Annotated in this window: 4 protein-coding genes and 1 pseudogene; 4 read left to right on the forward strand and 1 reads right to left on the reverse strand. The window is 65.6% G+C overall.

The annotated features are described in order from the left end of the window. Positions 1-3: 3 nt before the first annotated feature. From AC6I6U_RS19315 to adeC, 3 genes and pseudogenes are all read left to right on the forward strand, one after another. Positions 4-13,635, forward strand: a pseudogene (locus AC6I6U_RS19315) (amino acid adenylation domain-containing protein); the annotation flags it as partial. A 277-nt stretch (positions 13,636-13,912) separates the two neighbouring features. Further along, complete coding sequence (locus tag AC6I6U_RS19320; protein ID WP_497877624.1) at positions 13,913-14,740, forward strand: helix-turn-helix transcriptional regulator; 828 nt, start codon at positions 13,913-13,915, stop codon at positions 14,738-14,740. Next, complete coding sequence (gene adeC / locus AC6I6U_RS19325) at positions 14,740-16,158, forward strand: AdeC/AdeK/OprM family multidrug efflux complex outer membrane factor (protein WP_497877625.1); 1,419 nt, start codon at positions 14,740-14,742, stop codon at positions 16,156-16,158. The genes AC6I6U_RS19320 and adeC overlap by 1 nt, the downstream gene beginning before the upstream one ends. A gap of 68 nt (positions 16,159-16,226) precedes the next feature. On the opposite strand, the gene AC6I6U_RS19330 is transcribed toward adeC, so the two are convergent. Beyond that, positions 16,227-17,765, reverse strand: a complete 1,539-nt coding sequence (locus tag AC6I6U_RS19330; RefSeq protein ID WP_497877626.1) for a class I adenylate-forming enzyme family protein — start codon at positions 17,763-17,765, stop codon at positions 16,227-16,229. 162 nt (positions 17,766-17,927) lie between these two features. Between AC6I6U_RS19330 and AC6I6U_RS19335 the strand changes: the two genes are divergently transcribed. Further along, entirely contained in the window at positions 17,928-18,497 is a 570-nt protein-coding gene (locus tag AC6I6U_RS19335) for a LuxR C-terminal-related transcriptional regulator (RefSeq protein ID WP_497877627.1), read from the forward strand. The last annotated feature ends 141 nt before the right edge of the window (positions 18,498-18,638 follow it).

Genomic DNA, 18,638 nt, shown 5'->3' on the forward strand with positions numbered 1-18,638 from the left:
AAATTGAACTCACATAACGATAGTCTCGACCAGTTGAAACGTGCCGCACTCCTGCGTCTGCTCAAGGAACGCGGTGCCGCACGGGTCATCGATACCGGCCATGAGGCCATGCCGGCGGTGGGCCGGGACGGCCCGCTGGCCTTGTCGTTCGCCCAGCAACGCCTGTGGTTCCTCGACCAGCTGGACCCGACGGCCAGTGCCGCCTACCACATGCCGGCCTCACTGGTGCTGCAGGGCACGCTGGACCATGCGGCACTCAAGGCAACCCTCGATCGCCTGGTGGCCCGCCATGAAAGCCTGCGCACCACCTTTCGCCGGGACGGTGAGCAGCCGGTGCAGGTCATCGCCCCGGCCGACTGCGGCTTCCACCTGGTGGAACACGACCTGCGCCACCTGCCCCGGGACCAGGCCGAACAACAGGCCGCACAACTGAGCGAACAGGAAGCGGCGGCACCCTTCGACCTGCTCGACGGCCCACTGATCCGTGGCAGCCTGCTGCGCCTGGCGGACGATGAACATCGCCTGCTGATCACCCAGCACCACATCATCTCCGACGGCTGGTCCATCGGCGTGCTGGTCAAGGAGTTCGCCGCGCTTTACCAGGCCTTCAGCACCGGCCAACCCGACCCGTTGCCGGCCCTGCCGTTGCAATATGCCGACTATGCGGCCTGGCAACGCCAGCAGCTGGAGGGGCAGCGCCTGGAGCAGCATGTCGAGTTCTGGCGCAGTCACCTGGCCGGCGCCCCGGCCCTGCTGACCCTGCCCACCGACCGGCCGCGGCCGCCGGTGCAGAGCTACAAGGGCGAGACCCTGGGCTTCGACCTGCCGGAGACATTGTCTGGAGCCATCGCCAGATTTGCCCAATCCCGCGCCGCCACGCCGTTCATGACCCTGATAGCCGCGTGGGCCGTGTTGCTCGGCCGGATCAGTGGCCAGCAGGACGTGGTGATCGGCACCGTGACCGCCAACCGCGACCGTCCCGAGGTACAGGCGCTGATCGGTTTCTTCGTCAACACCCTGGCCCTGCGCGTACGCCTGGACGCCAACCCGACCCTCGACCAGGTGCTGCAACAGGTCAGGGAACTGCTGCTGGAATCCGCCAGCCGCCAGGACACGCCGTTCGAACAGATCGTCGAAGCCCTCAAGCCACCGCGCAGCGCCAGCCACAGCCCGGTATTCCAGACCATGCTCTACACCAACGCAGGCGGTGCCGGCGGGCAGTTGCAATTGCCGGGGCTGAACCTGGAGTTCCTGCCTTCGCACAAGGACAACACCCAGCACGACCTGTCGCTGCACATCGACGAAGGCGGCCCGAGCCTGTCCTGCAGCCTGTCGTATTCAACCGCGCTGTTCGACGCCAGCACCATCGAACGCCTGGCGGCCCGCTTCGAGCGACTGCTGGCTTGCTTCACCGAGGCGCCGCACACCCGCATCGGTGCGCTGGAACTGGATGCGGCCCTGCCCTTGCCCGAGGTCCGTGCATTGCCGCTGGCCCCGGAGCAGATGCCGCTGTCCTACCACCAGGAGCGGGTCTGGTTCGTCGACACCTTCGAAACCGGCTACCTGTACGAAGCCAACCCGGTCTACCACAACGTCCCACTGCTGCTGGAGCTGTGTGGCGAATTGAATGTCCCTGCCCTGCAAACGGCCCTCGACACCCTGCTGGCCCGCCACGCCATCCTGCGCTGCCGGGTGTACTCCGACGGTGCCACGGCCTGGCAGCGCTTCGACGGTACGGCCAGCCTGGTGCTGGAGCAGTTCCAGGGCAGCGCGGGCGAGATCGGTGCCCTGGCCCTGGCGCAGACACGCCGGCCACTGGACATGAACGGCGGTAGCCTGGTCCGGGCGAGCCTGGTGCGGGCCGACGAGAAAAATGCCGTACTGGCCCTGGCCGTGCACCACCTGCTGGCCGACCGCACCTCCATGCAATTGCTCAAGCGCGACCTGCTCGCGCTCTATGAGGCCGCCTGCGCCGAGCGCGAAGCGGTCCTGCCGCCGCTGGCCCTGAACTACGGCGACTTCGCCGCCTGGCAACGCCAGTTGCCTGCCGCCATGCGGGAAAACCTGCGGGCCTACTGGACCTATCAACTGCGCGGCAAGCTGCAGGCCCTGGAGTTGCCACTCAACCGCCCACGGGCGGCGGTCCATGTTTTCACCGAAGCCACCCATGAGTTCGCCATCGAGGCACCGTTGGTCAAGCGCCTCGGCGACCTGGCCCGCGACATCGGTGTCGGCGCCGACAGCCTGGCGCTGAGCGCCTTCAGTGCATTGCTGCGGCGCTATGCCGGGCATGACGAGCTGGTCATCGGTACCAGTGCGGCCTGTCGCGAACCGGCCTTGCAAAACGTCGTGGGGCCACTGGACAACCTGGTGGTGATCCGCACCCACTGCGACAGCCAGACCACCCTGCAGACCCTGCTGGAGCAGACCGCCGGGACCCTGGCCGACGCGCGTCAGCATCGGCACATGCAGTTCGACCAACTGGTGCTGGCGCTCAATCCGGCCAAGGACATGAGCCGCACCGCCCTGTTCGACGTCCTGTTCAACTTCCAGCAAACCGGCAATCGGCGCACCCTGGTGGCCGGGATCGAAGCCAACACCCTGGAAACCAACCTGGGCTATGGCAAGAACGACCTGCACCTGTTGATCGATGCCGGCGAGCAGCAATGGCGCGGGCACCTGGCCTACAACGCCGATTTCTTCGACCCGGAATTCATCCGCCAACTGATGCGCCATTACGTGCGCCTGTTGCAGGCCCTGGTCGATACTCCGCAACTGCGGGTCGACGATGTCGTCCTGCTGGACGCTGCCGAACGGCAGCGGCAGATTCTCGACTTCAATGACACCGAGGCCGCCTGGCCCGATACCCTGACCCTGCACCAGATCTTCGAGGAGCAGGCCCGTCGGACGCCAGACCGCATCGCTGTCAACCTGGGGGAGGAACGCCTGAGTTATCGCCAGCTCAACGAGCAGGCCAACCGCCTGGCGCACAGTCTGCGTGATGCCGGCGTGCAGCCGCAGGAACGGGTGGCGATTGTCCTGGAGCGCTCGCTGGCGATGATCGTCGCCACCCTGGCGGTGCTCAAGGCCGGCGCTGCCTACGTACCGATCGACCCTGGGTCGCCGGCTGAACGTATCGCCTACGTGCTGCGCGACAGCGGCGCGCGCAAGGCCATCGCCGGCCAGGAAACCAGACCGGCGCTGCTGGCGCTGGGGCTCGAAGTCTTCTCCAGCGACCCGCAGGCCGCGCCGCGCAGCCAGGCCCGGGACACGGCCAACCTGCCCAACCTCAACACCCCCGAGCATCTCTGCTATGTGATCTATACCTCGGGTTCCACCGGCGAACCCAAGGGCGCATTGCTGGAACACCGCAACGTGGTGCGCCTGCTGCACAACAATCGCTCGGCGTTCACTTTCAGCGCCGAGGATGTCTGGTCGCTGTTCCACTCCAACGCCTTCGATTTCTCAGTCTGGGAAATGTACGGGGCCCTGCTCTTCGGCGGCCGCCTGACTCTGGTGCCCGAAGCCCTGCGCCGCGATCCGGGGGAACTGCTGGAATTCCTCGAACGCGAGCAGGTGAGCGTACTCAACCAGACTCCATCGGCTTTCCTGCAACTGAGCACCGCGGCCCTGGCCCGCCACGACGCAGGCCTTGCACACTTGCGTTACGTGATTTTCGGCGGTGAAAGCCTGGAGCTGGGCAAGCTCGAGGCCTTCCACGGCGCCTTCCCCCATGTGGCGCTGGTGAACATGTACGGCATCACCGAAACCTGCGTGCACGTGACCTACAAGGCCATCACCGCACAGGACATCGCCGCCGGCATTTCCAATGTCGGGCGGCCGATCCCGACCACCGTGGCCTACATCCTCGACGCCCAGCAGCGGCTGCTGCCGATCGGCGTGGCCGGGGAGATCTGCGTCGGCGGCCTGGGGGTCGGCCGTGGCTACCTGAACCGCGAGGCGCTGACCGCCGAACGGTTCATCGCCGACCCGTTGCGCCCCGGCGAACGCCTGTACCGCTCCGGCGACCTCGGCAAGCTGCTGGACAACGGCGAAATCATTCATCTGGGCCGGATGGACGCCCAGGTGAAGATTCGCGGTTTCCGGATCGAACTGGGAGAAATCGAGGCCAAGCTGCTGGCCTGTGAAGGCGTGCGTGAAGCGCGGGTGCTGGCTCGCGACGATGCGGCCCAGGGCAAGCGCCTGATCGCCTACCTGATCCCGCAGTCGTCGACCCGCCTGGACGTCGCGGCCTTGCGCAAGCAACTGGGCGCCACTCTGCCCGACTATATGATTCCCACGGCGTTTGTCAGCGTGGCCGCCTACCCGCTCACCGGTAACGGCAAGCTGGACCAGGACGCGCTGCCGGCACCGGACCTGGACGCCATGTCCGAGCGTGGCTACACCGCGCCGGAAGGCGCCACCGAACAGGCGCTGGCGCAGATATTCCAGGAGTTGCTGGGCCTGGAGCGCGTCGGTCGCCACGACAGCTTCTTCGAACTCGGCGGCCACTCCCTGCTGGCCGCACAACTGGTTTCCCGCGTGCGCCAGCAGTTGGGCGGCGAGATGATGCTGCGCCAGTTGTTCAGCCACCCCACGGTGGCGGAGCTGGCCCGCGTGGTCAGCGGCCTGCAGGCGACCGCCAGTGACAGCATCGCGGTTGCCGATCGTGGCGCACCGCTGGCGCTGTCATTCTCCCAGCAACGCCTGTGGTTCCTCGACCAGCTCGATCCCGGCGCCAGCAGTGCCTACCACATGCCGATGTCGCTGCTGTTGCGCGGCAATCTCGACCGGGCCGCACTGAAGGCCGCGCTCGACCGCCTGGTGGCCCGTCACGAAAGCCTGCGCACCACCTTCGAACGCCAGGGCGAGCAGCCGGTGCAGGTCATCGCCCCGGACGACTGCGGTTTCAGCCTGGCCGAGCAGGACCTGCGCGCACTGCCCTACGAGCAGGCCAGCCTGAGCGCCTCGCGCATCGGCGACAACGAGGCGACGGCGCCTTTCGACCTGCAACACGGGCCACTGATTCGCGGACGCCTGCTGCGCCTGGCCGATGACGAGTACATCCTGCTCATCACCCAGCACCACATCATCTCCGACGGCTGGTCGGTCAGCGTACTGGTCAACGAGTTCACCCGCCTCTACCAGGCGTTCAGCCAGGGCCAGCCCGACCCATTGCCGGCGCTGTCGATCCAGTATGTCGATTATGCCGCCTGGCAACGCCGCACCTTCACCGGCGAATACCTGGCCGAGCAGGCCGAGTTCTGGCGCGGCCACCTGGGCGGCGCACCGGCGTTGCTGTCGCTGCCGACCGACCGGCCACGCCCGGCGGTCCAGAGCTATCGCGGTGGCGACGTGCCGGTGCAGGTCGCCCCGGCGCTGTACCAGCGCCTGGAGCGTTTCTGCCAGGCCAACAACGTCACCTTGTTCATGGCGTTGCTCAGCGCCTGGTCGGTGCTGATGGCCCGCCTGGGCAATGAGCGCGACGTGGTGATCGGAGTGCCGACGGCCAACCGCAGTCGCACCGAAACCGAAAACCTGATCGGTTTCTTCGTCAACACCCTGGCCCTGCGGGTGGACCTGGGGCAAAACCCGAGCGTCGGGCAACTGCTGGAACAGGTCCGCCAGACCCTCCTGGCCGCCCAGGAACACCAGGACATTCCGTTCGAGCAAGTGATCGAGGCACTGCAACCACCGCGCTCGCTGAGCCACAACCCGCTGTGCCAGGTCGCCCTGTCGCTGGACAACACCCCGGTCGGCATCGAGCAAAACCTGCCGGGCCTGAGCGTGACTCCCGTGGCCCAGGCCCATGAGACCGCGCAATTCGACCTGATGCTGACCCTGGGCAGCGAAGGCGGCGAGCTGAGCGGAGTGATCGAATACGCCAGCGACCTGTTCGACCGCAGCACCGTCGAACGCTTCGCCCAGCACTTCCAGATCCTGCTCGAAGCACTGGTGGAAGATGTCGGGCAACCGGTACTCGGCCTGCCGTTGCTGACCCCGACGCAACGCCTGGCCTCGCCGGCCCTGCTGTCGCCGAAGTCGCTGTTCCCGGTCGAGCAGTTGATTCACCAGCGTTTCGAAGCCCAGGCGCAGGCGCACCCGCAACGCACCGCCCTGGTCTTCGGCGAACAGACACTGAGCTACCAGGCGCTCAATCGCCGTGCCAACGGTATCGCCCAGGCCCTGCTCGACCAGGGTGTGCGTCCCGACGATCGAGTGGCGATCCTGGCGTCGCGCGGCATCGACCTGCTCTGCGCGGTACTGGCAGTTCTCAAGGCTGGTGCAGCCTATGTCCCGCTGGACCCGGCCTATCCGACCGAACGCCTCGGCTATCTGCTGGACGACAGCGCACCGGTAGTGCTGCTGGCCCAGTCGGAATGCCTCGCCGCCCTGCCGACGCATGCCGTGCCGGTATTGAGGCTCGACGAACTGAACCGCGCGGACGCCACCACCGACAGCAGCCTGGACCGCAACCCGCAGGCCGATGAACTGGGCCTGGCGCCACGGCACCTGGCCTACGTCATCTATACCTCGGGCTCCACGGGCCTGCCCAAGGGCGTGCTGGTGGAACATGGCAACGTCGCGCGGTTGTTCGACGCCACCGCCGAGCTGTTCGACTTCGACCACAACGATACCTGGACGCTGTTCCACTCCTTTGCCTTCGACTTCTCGGTCTGGGAGATCTGGGGCGCCCTGGCCTACGGCGGCAAGCTGGTGATCGTGCCGAGCGATGTCGCCCGCTCGCCGGATGACTTCTATGCACTTGTCTGCCAACAGCAGGTCACGGTGCTGAACCAGACCCCGAGCGCCTTCCGCCAATTCATCGAGGCCCGCACCCGCAGCGAGCAGGAACATGCGCTGCGCGAGGTGATCTTCGGTGGTGAGGCCCTGGACTTCCGCAGCCTGCGGCCGTGGACAGCGACCACCCCGCTGTCGCGCACCCGCCTGGTGAACATGTACGGCATCACCGAGATCACCGTGCACGCCACCTACTACCCGATCAGCCAGGCCGAGATCGATACCGCCGCGCCCAGCCTGATCGGCCCGGCGCTGCCGGACCTGTGCCTGCGCATCCTAGACGACTACCAGCAACCGGTACCGGTGGGCGTCAATGGCGAAATCTACATCGGTGGCGCCGGGGTCGCCCGGCACTACCTGAACCGCGAGGCGCTGAACGCCGAACGCTTCATTGCCGACCCTTATTCCGACGTCCCCGGCGCACGGCTCTATCGCACCGGCGACGTCGCCCGTTACCGCAACGACGGTGGCGTGGTCTACGTCGGCCGCAACGACTCGCAGATCAAGATCCGTGGCTTCCGTATCGAGTTGGGCGAGATCGAAGCGCAGCTGCTGGCCTGCAGTGATGTGCGCGAAGCCCTGGTGATCGTTCGCGAAGACCAGCCCGGCGACAAGCGCCTGGTGGCCTACCTGATCGCCGAGGAAGGCCGCACCCTGGATGCCTCGGCCCTGCGCAGCCAACTGGCCAGCGTCCTCGCCGAGCACATGCTGCCGAGCGCCTTCGTGACCCTCGCGGCCTGGCCGCTGACCACCAACGGCAAGCTGGATCGGGCGGCACTGCCGGCGCCGGACCGCGAGGCCGCGGTGAGCCGCGACTACCAGGCGCCGCTGGGCGAGATCGAGATCACCCTGGCCAATGCCTGGCAGGAACTGCTTGGCCTCGAACGCGTGGGCCGCCAGGATCACTTCTTCGAACTCGGTGGTCATTCCTTCCTGGTCATCAGCCTGATCGAGCGCCTGCGCCAGGCCGGCCTGCAACTGGATGTGCGCACGGTGTTCTCGGCCCCCACCCTGCAAGCCATGGCCACTGTCCTCGCCGGTGGCGACAATACCGCACGGCAGGTGCCGGCCAACCTGATTCCGGCCGATTGCACGGCGCTGACCCCGCAGATGCTGCCGCTGGTGAAGCTGAGCCAGCAGGAAATCGAGCAGATCGTCGCCGATGTGCCCGGTGGTGCGGCCAATGTGCAGGATATCTACCCGCTGTCCTCCTTGCAGGAAGGCATCCTGTTCCACCACCTGCTGCAGTCCGAAGGCGATGCCTACCTGATGCGCACCGTGGTGACCTTCGCCAGCCGCACCTTGCTCGACGACTTCCTCGGCGCGGTCCAGGTGGTGATCGACCGCCACGACATCCTGCGCACCGCCCTGCGCTGGCAGGGCCTGCCGCAACCGGTGCAGGTGGTTCATCGTCGAGCGCAGTTGCCGGTGGTCAGCCTGGACTGCGCGCCTGGCATCGACGCCTTGCAGATGCTACGCGAGCAGACCGACACCCACCATTTGCGCCTGGACCTGCAACAGGCGCCACTGATCGCCGCCTACGTCACCTACGATGCCCTGCGCGAACAGTGGCTGCTGGCGTTGCTCGATCATCACCTGGTCAGCGACAACGTCACCCTGCGCCTGATCATGGGCGAGATCCAGGCCGTGCTGGCCGGACAGGCCGACGAGCTGCCGCCGTCCCAGCCGTATCGCAACTTCATCGCCCAGGCCGCCAGCGTCTCCCAGGCCGAGCATGAAGCCTACTTCCGCGGTTTGCTGGCGGATGTCGATGCCACCACCGCGCCCTACGGCGTGCTGGATGTGCATGGCAACGGCGCCGGAATCCAGCGTTCGGTGCAGCACCTGGGCGAAGACCTCAGCCAGCGCGTGCATCGCACTGCCCGGGCCCAGGGGGTACCGACCTCGGTGCTGTTCCATGCGGCCTGGGGCCTGGTGGTGGCCGCCACCAGCGGACGCGACGACGGGATCTTCGGTACCGTGCTGTCGGGACGTTCCCAGGGCACCACCGGTGCCGACCATGCATTGGGGATGTTCATCAATACCCTGCCGATGCGCATTCGCCTGCAACACACCAGCGTGCGCGATATCGTCCAGGACGCCTACCAGCAGCTCAGCGAACTGCTGACCCACGAGCAGGCGCCCCTGGCCCTGGCCCAGCGTTGCAGTGCGGTGGATGCCGCGCTGCCGTTGTTCACGGTGATCCTCAACTGCCGCCACGGCGACCTGGTCAACGCCTCCGGGGAAGACGTCGAGGACATGGGCGACCACGAAGGTATCCACTTCCTCGCCTCGGAAACCCGCACCAACTACCCGATTGAAATTGCCGTGGCAGACGTCGGCGAGGTGTTCTCCCTGACCGCGCAATCGATCAGCGGCATCGATCCGCAGCGTATTGCCGCCTACCTGGGCCAGGCCATTGCCGAACTGGTCGACGCCCTTGAGCAGGACCCCGCTCGCCCGGCCGCCGACCTGAAGGTACTGCCCGACACCGAGCGGCAACTGTTGCTCGACGGTTTCAACGACACCGCCACCGACTTCGGCCCCGCCGAACCGCTCCAGGCCCTGTTCGAGGCCCAGGTCCGCACCAACCCGCGGGCCGTCGCGCTGGTCTGCGAAGACCAGCAACTGAGCTATCGACAGCTCAACCGTCGGGCCAACCACCTGGCCCGGCAACTGCTGCAACTCGGCGTGCAACCGGACGAACGCGTGGCGATCTGCGCCGAACGCAGCCTGGACATGATCGTCGGCCTGCTCGGCGTACTCAAGGCCGGCGCCGCCTATGTACCGATCGATCCGGCCCATCCGGCCGAACGCATGGCCTTCATGCTCCAGGACAGCCAGCCCCGCGCGCTGCTGACCCAGGCTGCGCTGACACTGCCGACCGGCGACTTGCCGGTGCTGCTGCTCGACACGGCCGAGTCCCGGCAGGCCGTGGAAGATGAGACCTTCGATAGCAACCCGGTGGTGAACGGCCTGACGCCCGACAACCTCGCCTATGTCATCTACACCTCCGGCTCCACCGGCCAGTCCAAGGGCGTGATGGTCGAACACCGCTCGGTGTTCAACTTCTGGCACGTGCTGACCCGCACCACCCACCTGCACTGCCCGACACCCGCCACCGTCGCGCTCAATGCCGGGTTCTTCTTCGACATGTCGATCAAGGGCATCGCGCAGCTGTTCTCCGGGCACACGCTGGTGATCATCCCGCAACTGATCCGCGCCAGCGGCAGCGAACTGCTGGACTTCCTCGAACAGCACCAGGTGCATGCCTTCGACTCCACGCCGTCGCAGCTCGACACCCTGCTCGCCGCCGGCCTGCTGGAGCGTCGCAGCTACCAGCCGGTCAGCGTGCTGCTCGGCGGCGAGGCGATCAATGCCAGCACCTGGGAAAAACTGCGCAACTGCCAGACCATCCGCTTCTACAACATGTACGGCCCGACCGAGTGCACGGTGGACGCCACTATTGACCTGATCCGCGACCTCGGCGAAAAACCGAGCATCGGCCGGCCTTTCGCCAACGTCCAGGTGCATGTTCTGGATTCCCACGGCCAACCCGCCCCGCTGGGCGTGGCCGGGGAACTCCATATCGGTGGGGCCGGGGTCGCCCGCGGCTACCTCAACCGCGACGAGCTGAGTGCCGAGCGCTTCATCGCCGACCGTTTCTCCAGCGTGGCGAACGCGCGCCTGTACAAGACCGGCGACCTCGGCCGCTGGCTGGCCGACGGCACCCTCGAGTACCTGGGCCGCAACGACTTCCAGGTGAAGATCCGCGGTTTCCGGATTGAACTGGGGGAAATCGAGAGCGTCCTGCTGGCGGTTCCCGGTATTCGTGAAGCAGTGGTCATCGCCCGCGACGACAGTCAGGGAGATTCGGACAGCCAGCGGCTGGTGGCCTATGTCTGCGGCGAACCGGTGCCGGCCGAACAACTGCGCAGTGCCCTGCTCAGCGGGCTGCCGGAATACATGGTGCCGAGTGCCTTCGTCCACCTGGACACGCTGCCGCTGACCGCCAACGGCAAGCTCGATCGGCGCGCCCTGCCCGCTCCCGGCCAGGATGCCCTGGCCAGCAAGGCCTACGAGGCGCCGCAAGGCGAGACCGAAGAGGCCATCGCCGAGATCTGGAAAGGCCTGCTGCACCTGGACCAGGTCGGTCGCCATGACGGTTTCCTCGAACTGGGCGGTCACTCGCTGCTGGCCGTACAGCTGCTCTCGCGGCTGCGGCGCAAGCTCGGCGCACGCATCAGCCTGCGCGAGCTGTTCGACGCGCCAACCGTGCGTGGCCTGGCAGCGCTGGTCAATGCCAGTGCGCCCAGCGAAGCCCAATCGATTCCACTGGCCAACCGCTCGGGTCGACTGCCGTTGTCGTTTGCCCAGCAACGACTGTGGTTCCTCGATCACCTCGATCATGCCGCCGGTGCCGCCTACCACTTGCCGATGGCCCTGCGGTTGACCGGCAGGCTGGACAAGCTGGCGCTGCAAGCGACCCTGGATCGCCTGGTGACACGTCACGAAACCCTGCGTACCCGCTTTGAACTGGTGGACGGCGAGCCGCTGCAGAAGATCGCCCCGGCCGATACCCGCTTCCCCCTGGCACAACAGGACCTGCGCGCGCTGTCTGCTGATTCCCGTGAGGCTACCCTGGCCCGCCTTGGCCAGGAAAACGCGACCCAACTGTTCGACCTCGGCCAGGGCCCGCTGGTACGTGGCCAACTGCTGCAGGTGGCGGACGCCGAGCATGTGCTGCTGATCACCCTGCACCACATCGTCTCCGACGGTTGGTCCAACAGTGTCCTGGCCCATGAAGTGAGTGCGCTGTACAACGCCTTCAGCCAGGGCCGGAAGGACCCGCTGCCGGCCCTCGCGCTGCAGTACGTGGATTATGCCGCCTGGCAGCGGCAAGCCCTGGACGGCCCGGCACTGCAAGCCCAGGTCGACTTCTGGCGCAAACACCTGGAGGGCGCGCCGAGCCTGCTGAACCTGCCACTGGATCGGCCACGCCCGGCGATCCAGAGTTATGCCGGTGGCATCGTCGATTGTGTGTTCTCGCCGGGCCTGAGCGCCGATCTGCGCGCGTTCAGCCAGGCCCAGGGCAGCACGCTGTTCATGGTGCTGCTGGCCGGCTGGTCAGTCTTGATGAGCCACCTCAGCGGCCAGGACGACGTGGTGGTCGGCACCCCTGTGGCCAACCGCCAGCGGCCGGAACTGGAGTCGTTGATCGGCTTCTTCGCCAACACCCTGGCACTGCGAGTCGGTGCCGAACGCGACCTGCGGGTGAGCGACATGCTCGGCAGGATCAAGGACCTGACCCTGGCGGCGTACAGCCATCAGGACTTGCCGTTCGAACAAGTGGTCAGCGCCTTGCAGCCGACCCGCAGCATGAGCCACAGCCCGCTGTTCCAGGTGATGCTCAGCCTGGACAACACGCCACCGGCACCGCTGCAACTGCCCGAACTGCAGGTGACGTCTCTGGACAGCGCCCACCGCACCACGCAGTTCGACCTGTCGTTGTCGCTGGTGGACGCCGGCGAACAGCTGGGCGGCAGCCTGCAATACGCCAGCGACCTGTTCGACACCAGCACCGTACAGGCCATTGCCGGACTGTTTGCCAAGGTCCTGGAGAACCTGGTGAGCGACGCGGGACAGTCGATTGGCCAGTTGCTGGAGAACACCCCGGCGCTGCCACGCTCGGCCAATGCCGTGGCGACCCCGGCCGCTGTCGAGGAGCCGCGCCCGGCGCCACGGCCTTACGAAGCACCGCAGGGTGACACTGAAATCGCCATTGCCCAACTCTGGAAGGAGCTGTTCAAGCGGGAGCAGGTCAGCCGGCATGACGACTTCTTCAGCCTCGGCGGTATTTCGCTGATGGCCGTGCAGATGGCCTCGCGCCTGCGCAAGGTGCTCGGCAAGCCGATCGCGGTGCGCGACCTGTTCGTCGAGCCGACCATCGCCGGTTTCGCCCGGACCCTGGACGGCCAGGCCCGCCCCGGTCAGCACAGCAATCTGGTGGCTATCCGCCGTACCGGTGCGCAGCGACCGTTGTTCCTGGTCCACCCCCTGGGCGGTGAAGTGCAGTACGCCCGCGACCTCGCTCCGACAGTGGACCCGCAGGTGCCCGTCTACGGCCTCGCCGCCAGTGGCCTGGCGGCCGGGGAAACGCCGCAGTCCGCCGTACCGGCCATGGCCACGCGCTACCTGGCAGCCATTCGCCAGGTCCAGCCGCACGGGCCTTACCGGATCGCGGGCTGGTCAGCCGGCGGCCTGATCGCCTATGAAATGGCCCGGCAGCTGCAGGCCGCCGGTGAGCAATTGGAGTTCGTCGGCATCATCGACGCCTCGGCACGTCCCGACCAGGCGCCAGCGGAGTCCTTGAGCGAAGCGCAGTTCCTGATGGCCTGGCTGCCCAGCCAGGTCGATCCCCAGGTGCACCAGCAACTGGCCGCACTGGCCCAGGAGAATGCCATCGAGGCGATGCTGGCATTGTGCATCGCTCATCGCCTGCTGCCCGAAGAGCTGCCCGAGGACGTCGATGCCGACCTGTTGCGCGGCCACCTGGCGGTGGCCTATGCAACACGCTCGGCCATCGCCGCCTATGTCAGCCCCCCTAGCTCGCTCCAGGTATCGCTGTTCACGGCCAGCGGGCAGCAACGCAACGATCCGTTGCTGGGCTGGGGCGCGTTGCTTGAAGCCACGCCAAGCGTCACGGCGCTTCCTGGCACGCACAACACGCTGGTCAAGCCCCCCCATGTCGCAGCGCTGGGCGGGGCGATCTCCCAGGCGTTGAAGGCCGGGGCGGTGAAGACCAAGGACCTGGAGGACAGTGCCGTTCAGTGATCCTGGCGAAGAACGCTGTTCAGTCTCGAAAAGTCGGCGCCAGCTGAAAGGGCGCCGGCTCAGCAGCGTAGGATGTCCCTGTTTTCCATTACAGACTTATCCTAAGCTGCTGAGTCTAATAACCTGATACTGAATCGTTTTTGTGGAGGGATTCACAAGTCATGCCTGGCTGCCAGGTATCACGGCAAGAAATGGTTTGAGCGTCAACGGGCACGAACGGATTGCCGTCGCCCTGCTGACAGAAATGCAAGCTATTACTGATATGCAGGATCAGCATATGAGCCCACGAACGAATATCAAGGAAACCGGCAAGTCCCATATCTATATGGAATTGGGGCGGCTGATTTCCAGCATCGGGGAGGAAAACTTCCTGGGCAACATGCACCAGTTGATCAATGGTTCGGTCCCGGTCAGCCGGGTCGAACTCAGCGAATGGACCGTCGACGACACCCAGTCGTCCGTGGTCGATGTCCAGTTGCTGGGGCATGCGGGCCTCGAGTTGAGCCCGCAAATGCAGGCGGTCTGCCCGACCAACGCCAAGCACCGCAACGATCACCCCCTGGTCAAGCGGGTGCTGGAAGTGCAGGACGCGCTGCTGATTCACCTGAATGCGCGCATGAAAAACGAAAAGGACAACAACTGCCTCGGCACGTCCCATCAATGCAGCCTGATTTCACGCAAGGCCAACCGTTGCTACGTGATTTCTCTGCACCGCCCACGGGTGGAGCGCGATTACTCCCTGCAAGAGCTGTCCTTCCTCAAGTGCCTCTCCGAAACATTATTGCCCCTGGCGGAAAGACATGGCCGGGCCTGTCGCCAGGCCAGCGCCAGGAACCCGCTGGGGAGGACACCCGGTGGCCTGGCAAGCCTGGAACTGACGCAACTGCAACACGAGTTCGCCGAGCGTCTGAATGCCTGCGAAATCACCTTGTCGGCGCGGGAAAAAGAGGTCTGCCTGGGGTTGCTGGCCGGCGGCACCGTACCTGAAATCGCGGAGAAACTCTGCGTCAAGAACAGTTCCATCGAAACCTACCTCAAGCGCTCCGCCGCCAAACTGGGCGTCAGCGGACGACATGGGCTGGCCAAGTGGATGATAGGAGCATGATGAACAGATCCCTGAGCCCCTGGCTGCTGGCCACCCTGGCCCTGAGCGGTTGCTCGCTGATTCCGGAATACCAGCGCCCGGCGGCGCCGGTCGCCGCACACTACCCCCTGGCCCCCGACCAGGCGCCGGCCACTGCGGCGCCGCTGGCGGCGGACGTTGGCTGGCGCGAGCTGTTCCGCGATCCAACGTTGCAACAGCTTATCGAAAGCGCCTTGCACAATAACCGCGACCTGCGCGTGGCAGCCCTCAACGTGGAAGCCTTCCAGGCGCAATACCGCCTGCAACGCGCCGACCTGTTCCCGGCAATCAGCGCCAGTGTCAGTGGTACGCACCAGCGCGTGCCGGCCAGCATCACCCAGACCGGCAAGGCGGCCATCAGTCATAGCAACTCGGCCACGCTGGGTATCAGCGCCTATGAGCTGGACCTGTTCGGGCGTGTCCGCAGCCTGACCGACCAGGCCCTGCTGACGTACCTGTCCACCGAAGAGGCCCGCCGCAGCACCCAGTTGAGCCTGGTCGCCAGTGTCGCCAATGCCTACCTGACCTGGCGCGCCGACCAGGAGTTGCTGGCCCTGACCCGTGACACCCTCGCCTCCTACGAACAGAGCCTGCGCCTGACCGAACACAGCAACCAGGTCGGCACGGCCTCGGCCCTGGCCGTCAGTCAGTCGCGCACCACGGTGGAAAGCGCCAGGGCCAGCCTGGCGAAATTCCAGCGGCAGGTTGCCCAGGATCTGAACAATCTGACCCTGCTGGTGGGCGGTCCGGTGGCGGACAGCCCGGCCAGCCAGCCGCTGGCTGCCGAGTGGATCAGCGAAGTCCCGGCGGGCCTGCCTTCGGACCTGCTGCAACGCCGCCCGGACATCCTCCAGGCCGAATACGACCTGCAGTCGGCCAACGCCAGCATCGGGGCTGCGCGCGCGGCGTTCTTCCCGAGTATCAGCCTTACCGCCAATGCGGGCAGCTCCAGCAATGAATTGTCCGGGCTGTTCAAGGGGGGCTCGGGAAGCTGGCTGTTCCAGCCGCAGATCAGCCTGCCGATTTTCAACGCCGGCAGCCTGCGGGCAAGCCTGGACTACGCGAAGATCCAGAAGGATATCCGCGTTTCGCAGTACGAGAAGTCGATCCAGACCGCTTTCCAGGAAGTTTCCGATGGCCTGGCCGCGCGCGAGACCTACAAGGCACAACTGCAGGCGCAGAATGACCTGGTGCAAGCCAACCAGACGTACTACCGCCTGGCAGAGCGTCGCTACCGCGTCGGCGTCGACAACAGCCTGACCTTTCTCGATGCCCAGCGCTCGCTGTTCAGCTCCCGGCAGAGCCTGATCAACGACCGGCTGGCGCAACTGAGCGCCGAGGTCAACCTCTACAAAGCCCTGGGCGGAGGCTGGGTGGAACGCAGCCCCGACAGCCTCTGAGTGGATCGATGCAGGCGCTCGTACGCGAGGGCCTGCATCATCGTTGCTCGAACAGGTGAAAATCCCCTTCAGGGGGTGCAGAACTCGTTGGCATGACGCTTCAGCCACAGGCGCAACTCGGTCCTGAGGATCTTGCCAACGCTGTTCCTGGGCAATGTACTGCAGACGATGTACCTGCTCGGTTTTTTGAACGCGGCCATGCGCTCAATGAACCAGGCATCGAGCGAGACCTCGTCGACCATGCCCTTGCCACGGGGCACGATAAAGGCCACTGCCGATTCGCCCCGCAGCGCATCGGGCTGCCCCACCACGCACACATCGAAGACCCCCGGATGCCGCGCCAGCACCTCCTCGACCTCCCGTGGGTAGACGATGCCCTCGCCGCCGATGATCACATCCCTGGCGCGGTCGGTAAGCGTCAGGTAGCCGGCCTCGTCGATAAAGCCGACGTCGCCGGTCAGTAGCCAGCCATCCACCAGGGTACGCCGCGTGGCCAGGTCGATGCCCCAGTAGCCGCGCATGACACTGGCCCCACGCACGGCGATTTCACCCATCTGCCCGCACGGCAGCGGTTTGTGCTCGGCGTCCAGCACCCGGATTTCCACGCACGATTGCGCCCGCCCCACCGAGCCGGCCAGCCTGGCCCAGTCGGGATGGTTTCGATCCGCAAGCACTTCACGGGACAAGGTACTGATCAACAGGCTCTCGCCCTGGCCATAGACCTGCATCAACCGCGGACCGAAGGTGTCGAGTGCCTCTTCCAGGTCCGCCAGGTACATGGGCGCGCCCCCATAGATGATGCTCTTGATGCCTTCGCCACCATAGCCCTGGTAGCGGGCCTGCTCGACCATCTGCCTGAGCATGGTCGGCGCCACGAACACGTTGACCTGGCCCAGTCGTCCGGCCAGCTCGAACAGTTCCTCGGCCTTGAAACCGCGGGAATCCGGGACGACGTGACGAGCCCCCCGGCGCACATGGATACAGTTCAGCAGGCCGGAGGCATGGGTCATCGACCCGGCGTAGACCACGGCATCCTCGGCACTGACCGGATCGACATCCAGCTGATAGCACAGCGATATCGCCGTCAGGTTGCCATGGCTGAGCATCACGCCCTTGGGCCGCCCGGTCGTGCCCGAGGTATAGAACAGCCAGGCCAGGTCGTCGGCCTGTCGCGGGCAAGGCGTGTCCGGCAGCGCCGAATCCATCGTGACGAGCGAGCCCATGTCCTCACGCTCCAGTTCCCGGCAGCCCCGTGGCAAGGCCCCGTTCGGGAGCAGGCAACCGTCATCGGTGAAAATGATCCGGGCCTGGGCATCGATGGCGATACAACTGGCTTCGCTGGGGTGCAGCTTGGCGTCGATCGGCACCGCTACCGCGCCGACCCACCAGATGGCGTAGAGCAGTTCGAGGTATTCACAGCAGTTGGGCATGAACAGGGCGATGCGGTCACCGGCAACGATGCCGTGTTCGCCACTCAGATAGGCGGCACGATGCCTGACCAATGCGCTGAAGGTGCCATAATCGGCAACCTCCCGTGCCCCCTCGAACAGGGCGGGCCGCTGCGGACAACGCCGGCCGGTGTCATCCAGCCAGTTGGCGATATTCATTATTCAGCTCTTGAATCATGGGGTTTTTCTTCTTGGATTGGCTAGGGCATCGATTACAATGGAGCACCGTCGGGATCGCTCGCCAGTTGGTACAACTACGTACTTGGGTACGTAAACCCGCCTTGGGTTCATCAACAATCCACCTATCGAGGCAGGATGCCAATGAGCGCTATCGTGCAACAACAGGATCTCCAGCGCCTGGCCTTCATGGTGTCACCCGCACCGCAACTGATCACCGGTGACCGCGTGATACTCGACTGCAATGCGGCCTTCCTGGAATTGTTCGGCTACTCGCGCGAGGAACTGCTGGGGCAGTTGACCCTGCTGATCCACCCGTCCCAGGCGGACTACACGACCTTCGGCCAGCGCAGTCGCAACGGCTTGCGGCGCAGCAAGAGCGGCTGCTACTCCGACGAACGCCTCATGCAGCGCAAGGATGGCGAGCTGTTCTGGGCCAAGTCCCAAGGCTATACCCTGACCCCGAGCGATCCGTTCAAGCTGATCGTCTGGCACTTCGAGCGCCTGGGTCGGCTGCACCGCACCACCGTGGACCTCACGCCCCGCGAACGTGAAGTGTCGATGCACATCGTCCAGGGCCTGACCTGCAAGGAAGTGGCCAGGAAACTGGAGATTTCCCACCGTACCGTGGAAGTCCACCGTGCCCGGCTGATGAAAAAACTCCAGGCCAAGAACAGCATCGAGCTGGTGTCGAAGATCATTCTGGTCGATTGAGGCCTGCACCGGGGTACTCGACGACGTGCCCCTGTTTGATTGCGAATTGTCACGGTTTCCGGTTACAGACTTTTACGCCCTCCAAACGCCTAATACCCCTCTGGATCAATCGTTTCCGTGGACGGATTCGACGAACGACAT

It is taken from the genome of Pseudomonas sp. UTLPPB19802, from assembly GCF_059730225.1.

Coding starts and splice junctions, on each gene's coding strand:
- AC6I6U_RS19320 (WP_497877624.1), top strand. CDS start 13,913: ATGAGCCCACGAACGAATATCAAGGAAACCGGCAAGTCCCATATCTAT.
- adeC (WP_497877625.1), top strand. CDS start 14,740: ATGAACAGATCCCTGAGCCCCTGGCTGCTGGCCACCCTGGCCCTGAGC.
- AC6I6U_RS19330 (WP_497877626.1), bottom strand. CDS start 17,765: ATGAATATCGCCAACTGGCTGGATGACACCGGCCGGCGTTGTCCGCAG.
- AC6I6U_RS19335 (WP_497877627.1), top strand. CDS start 17,928: ATGAGCGCTATCGTGCAACAACAGGATCTCCAGCGCCTGGCCTTCATG.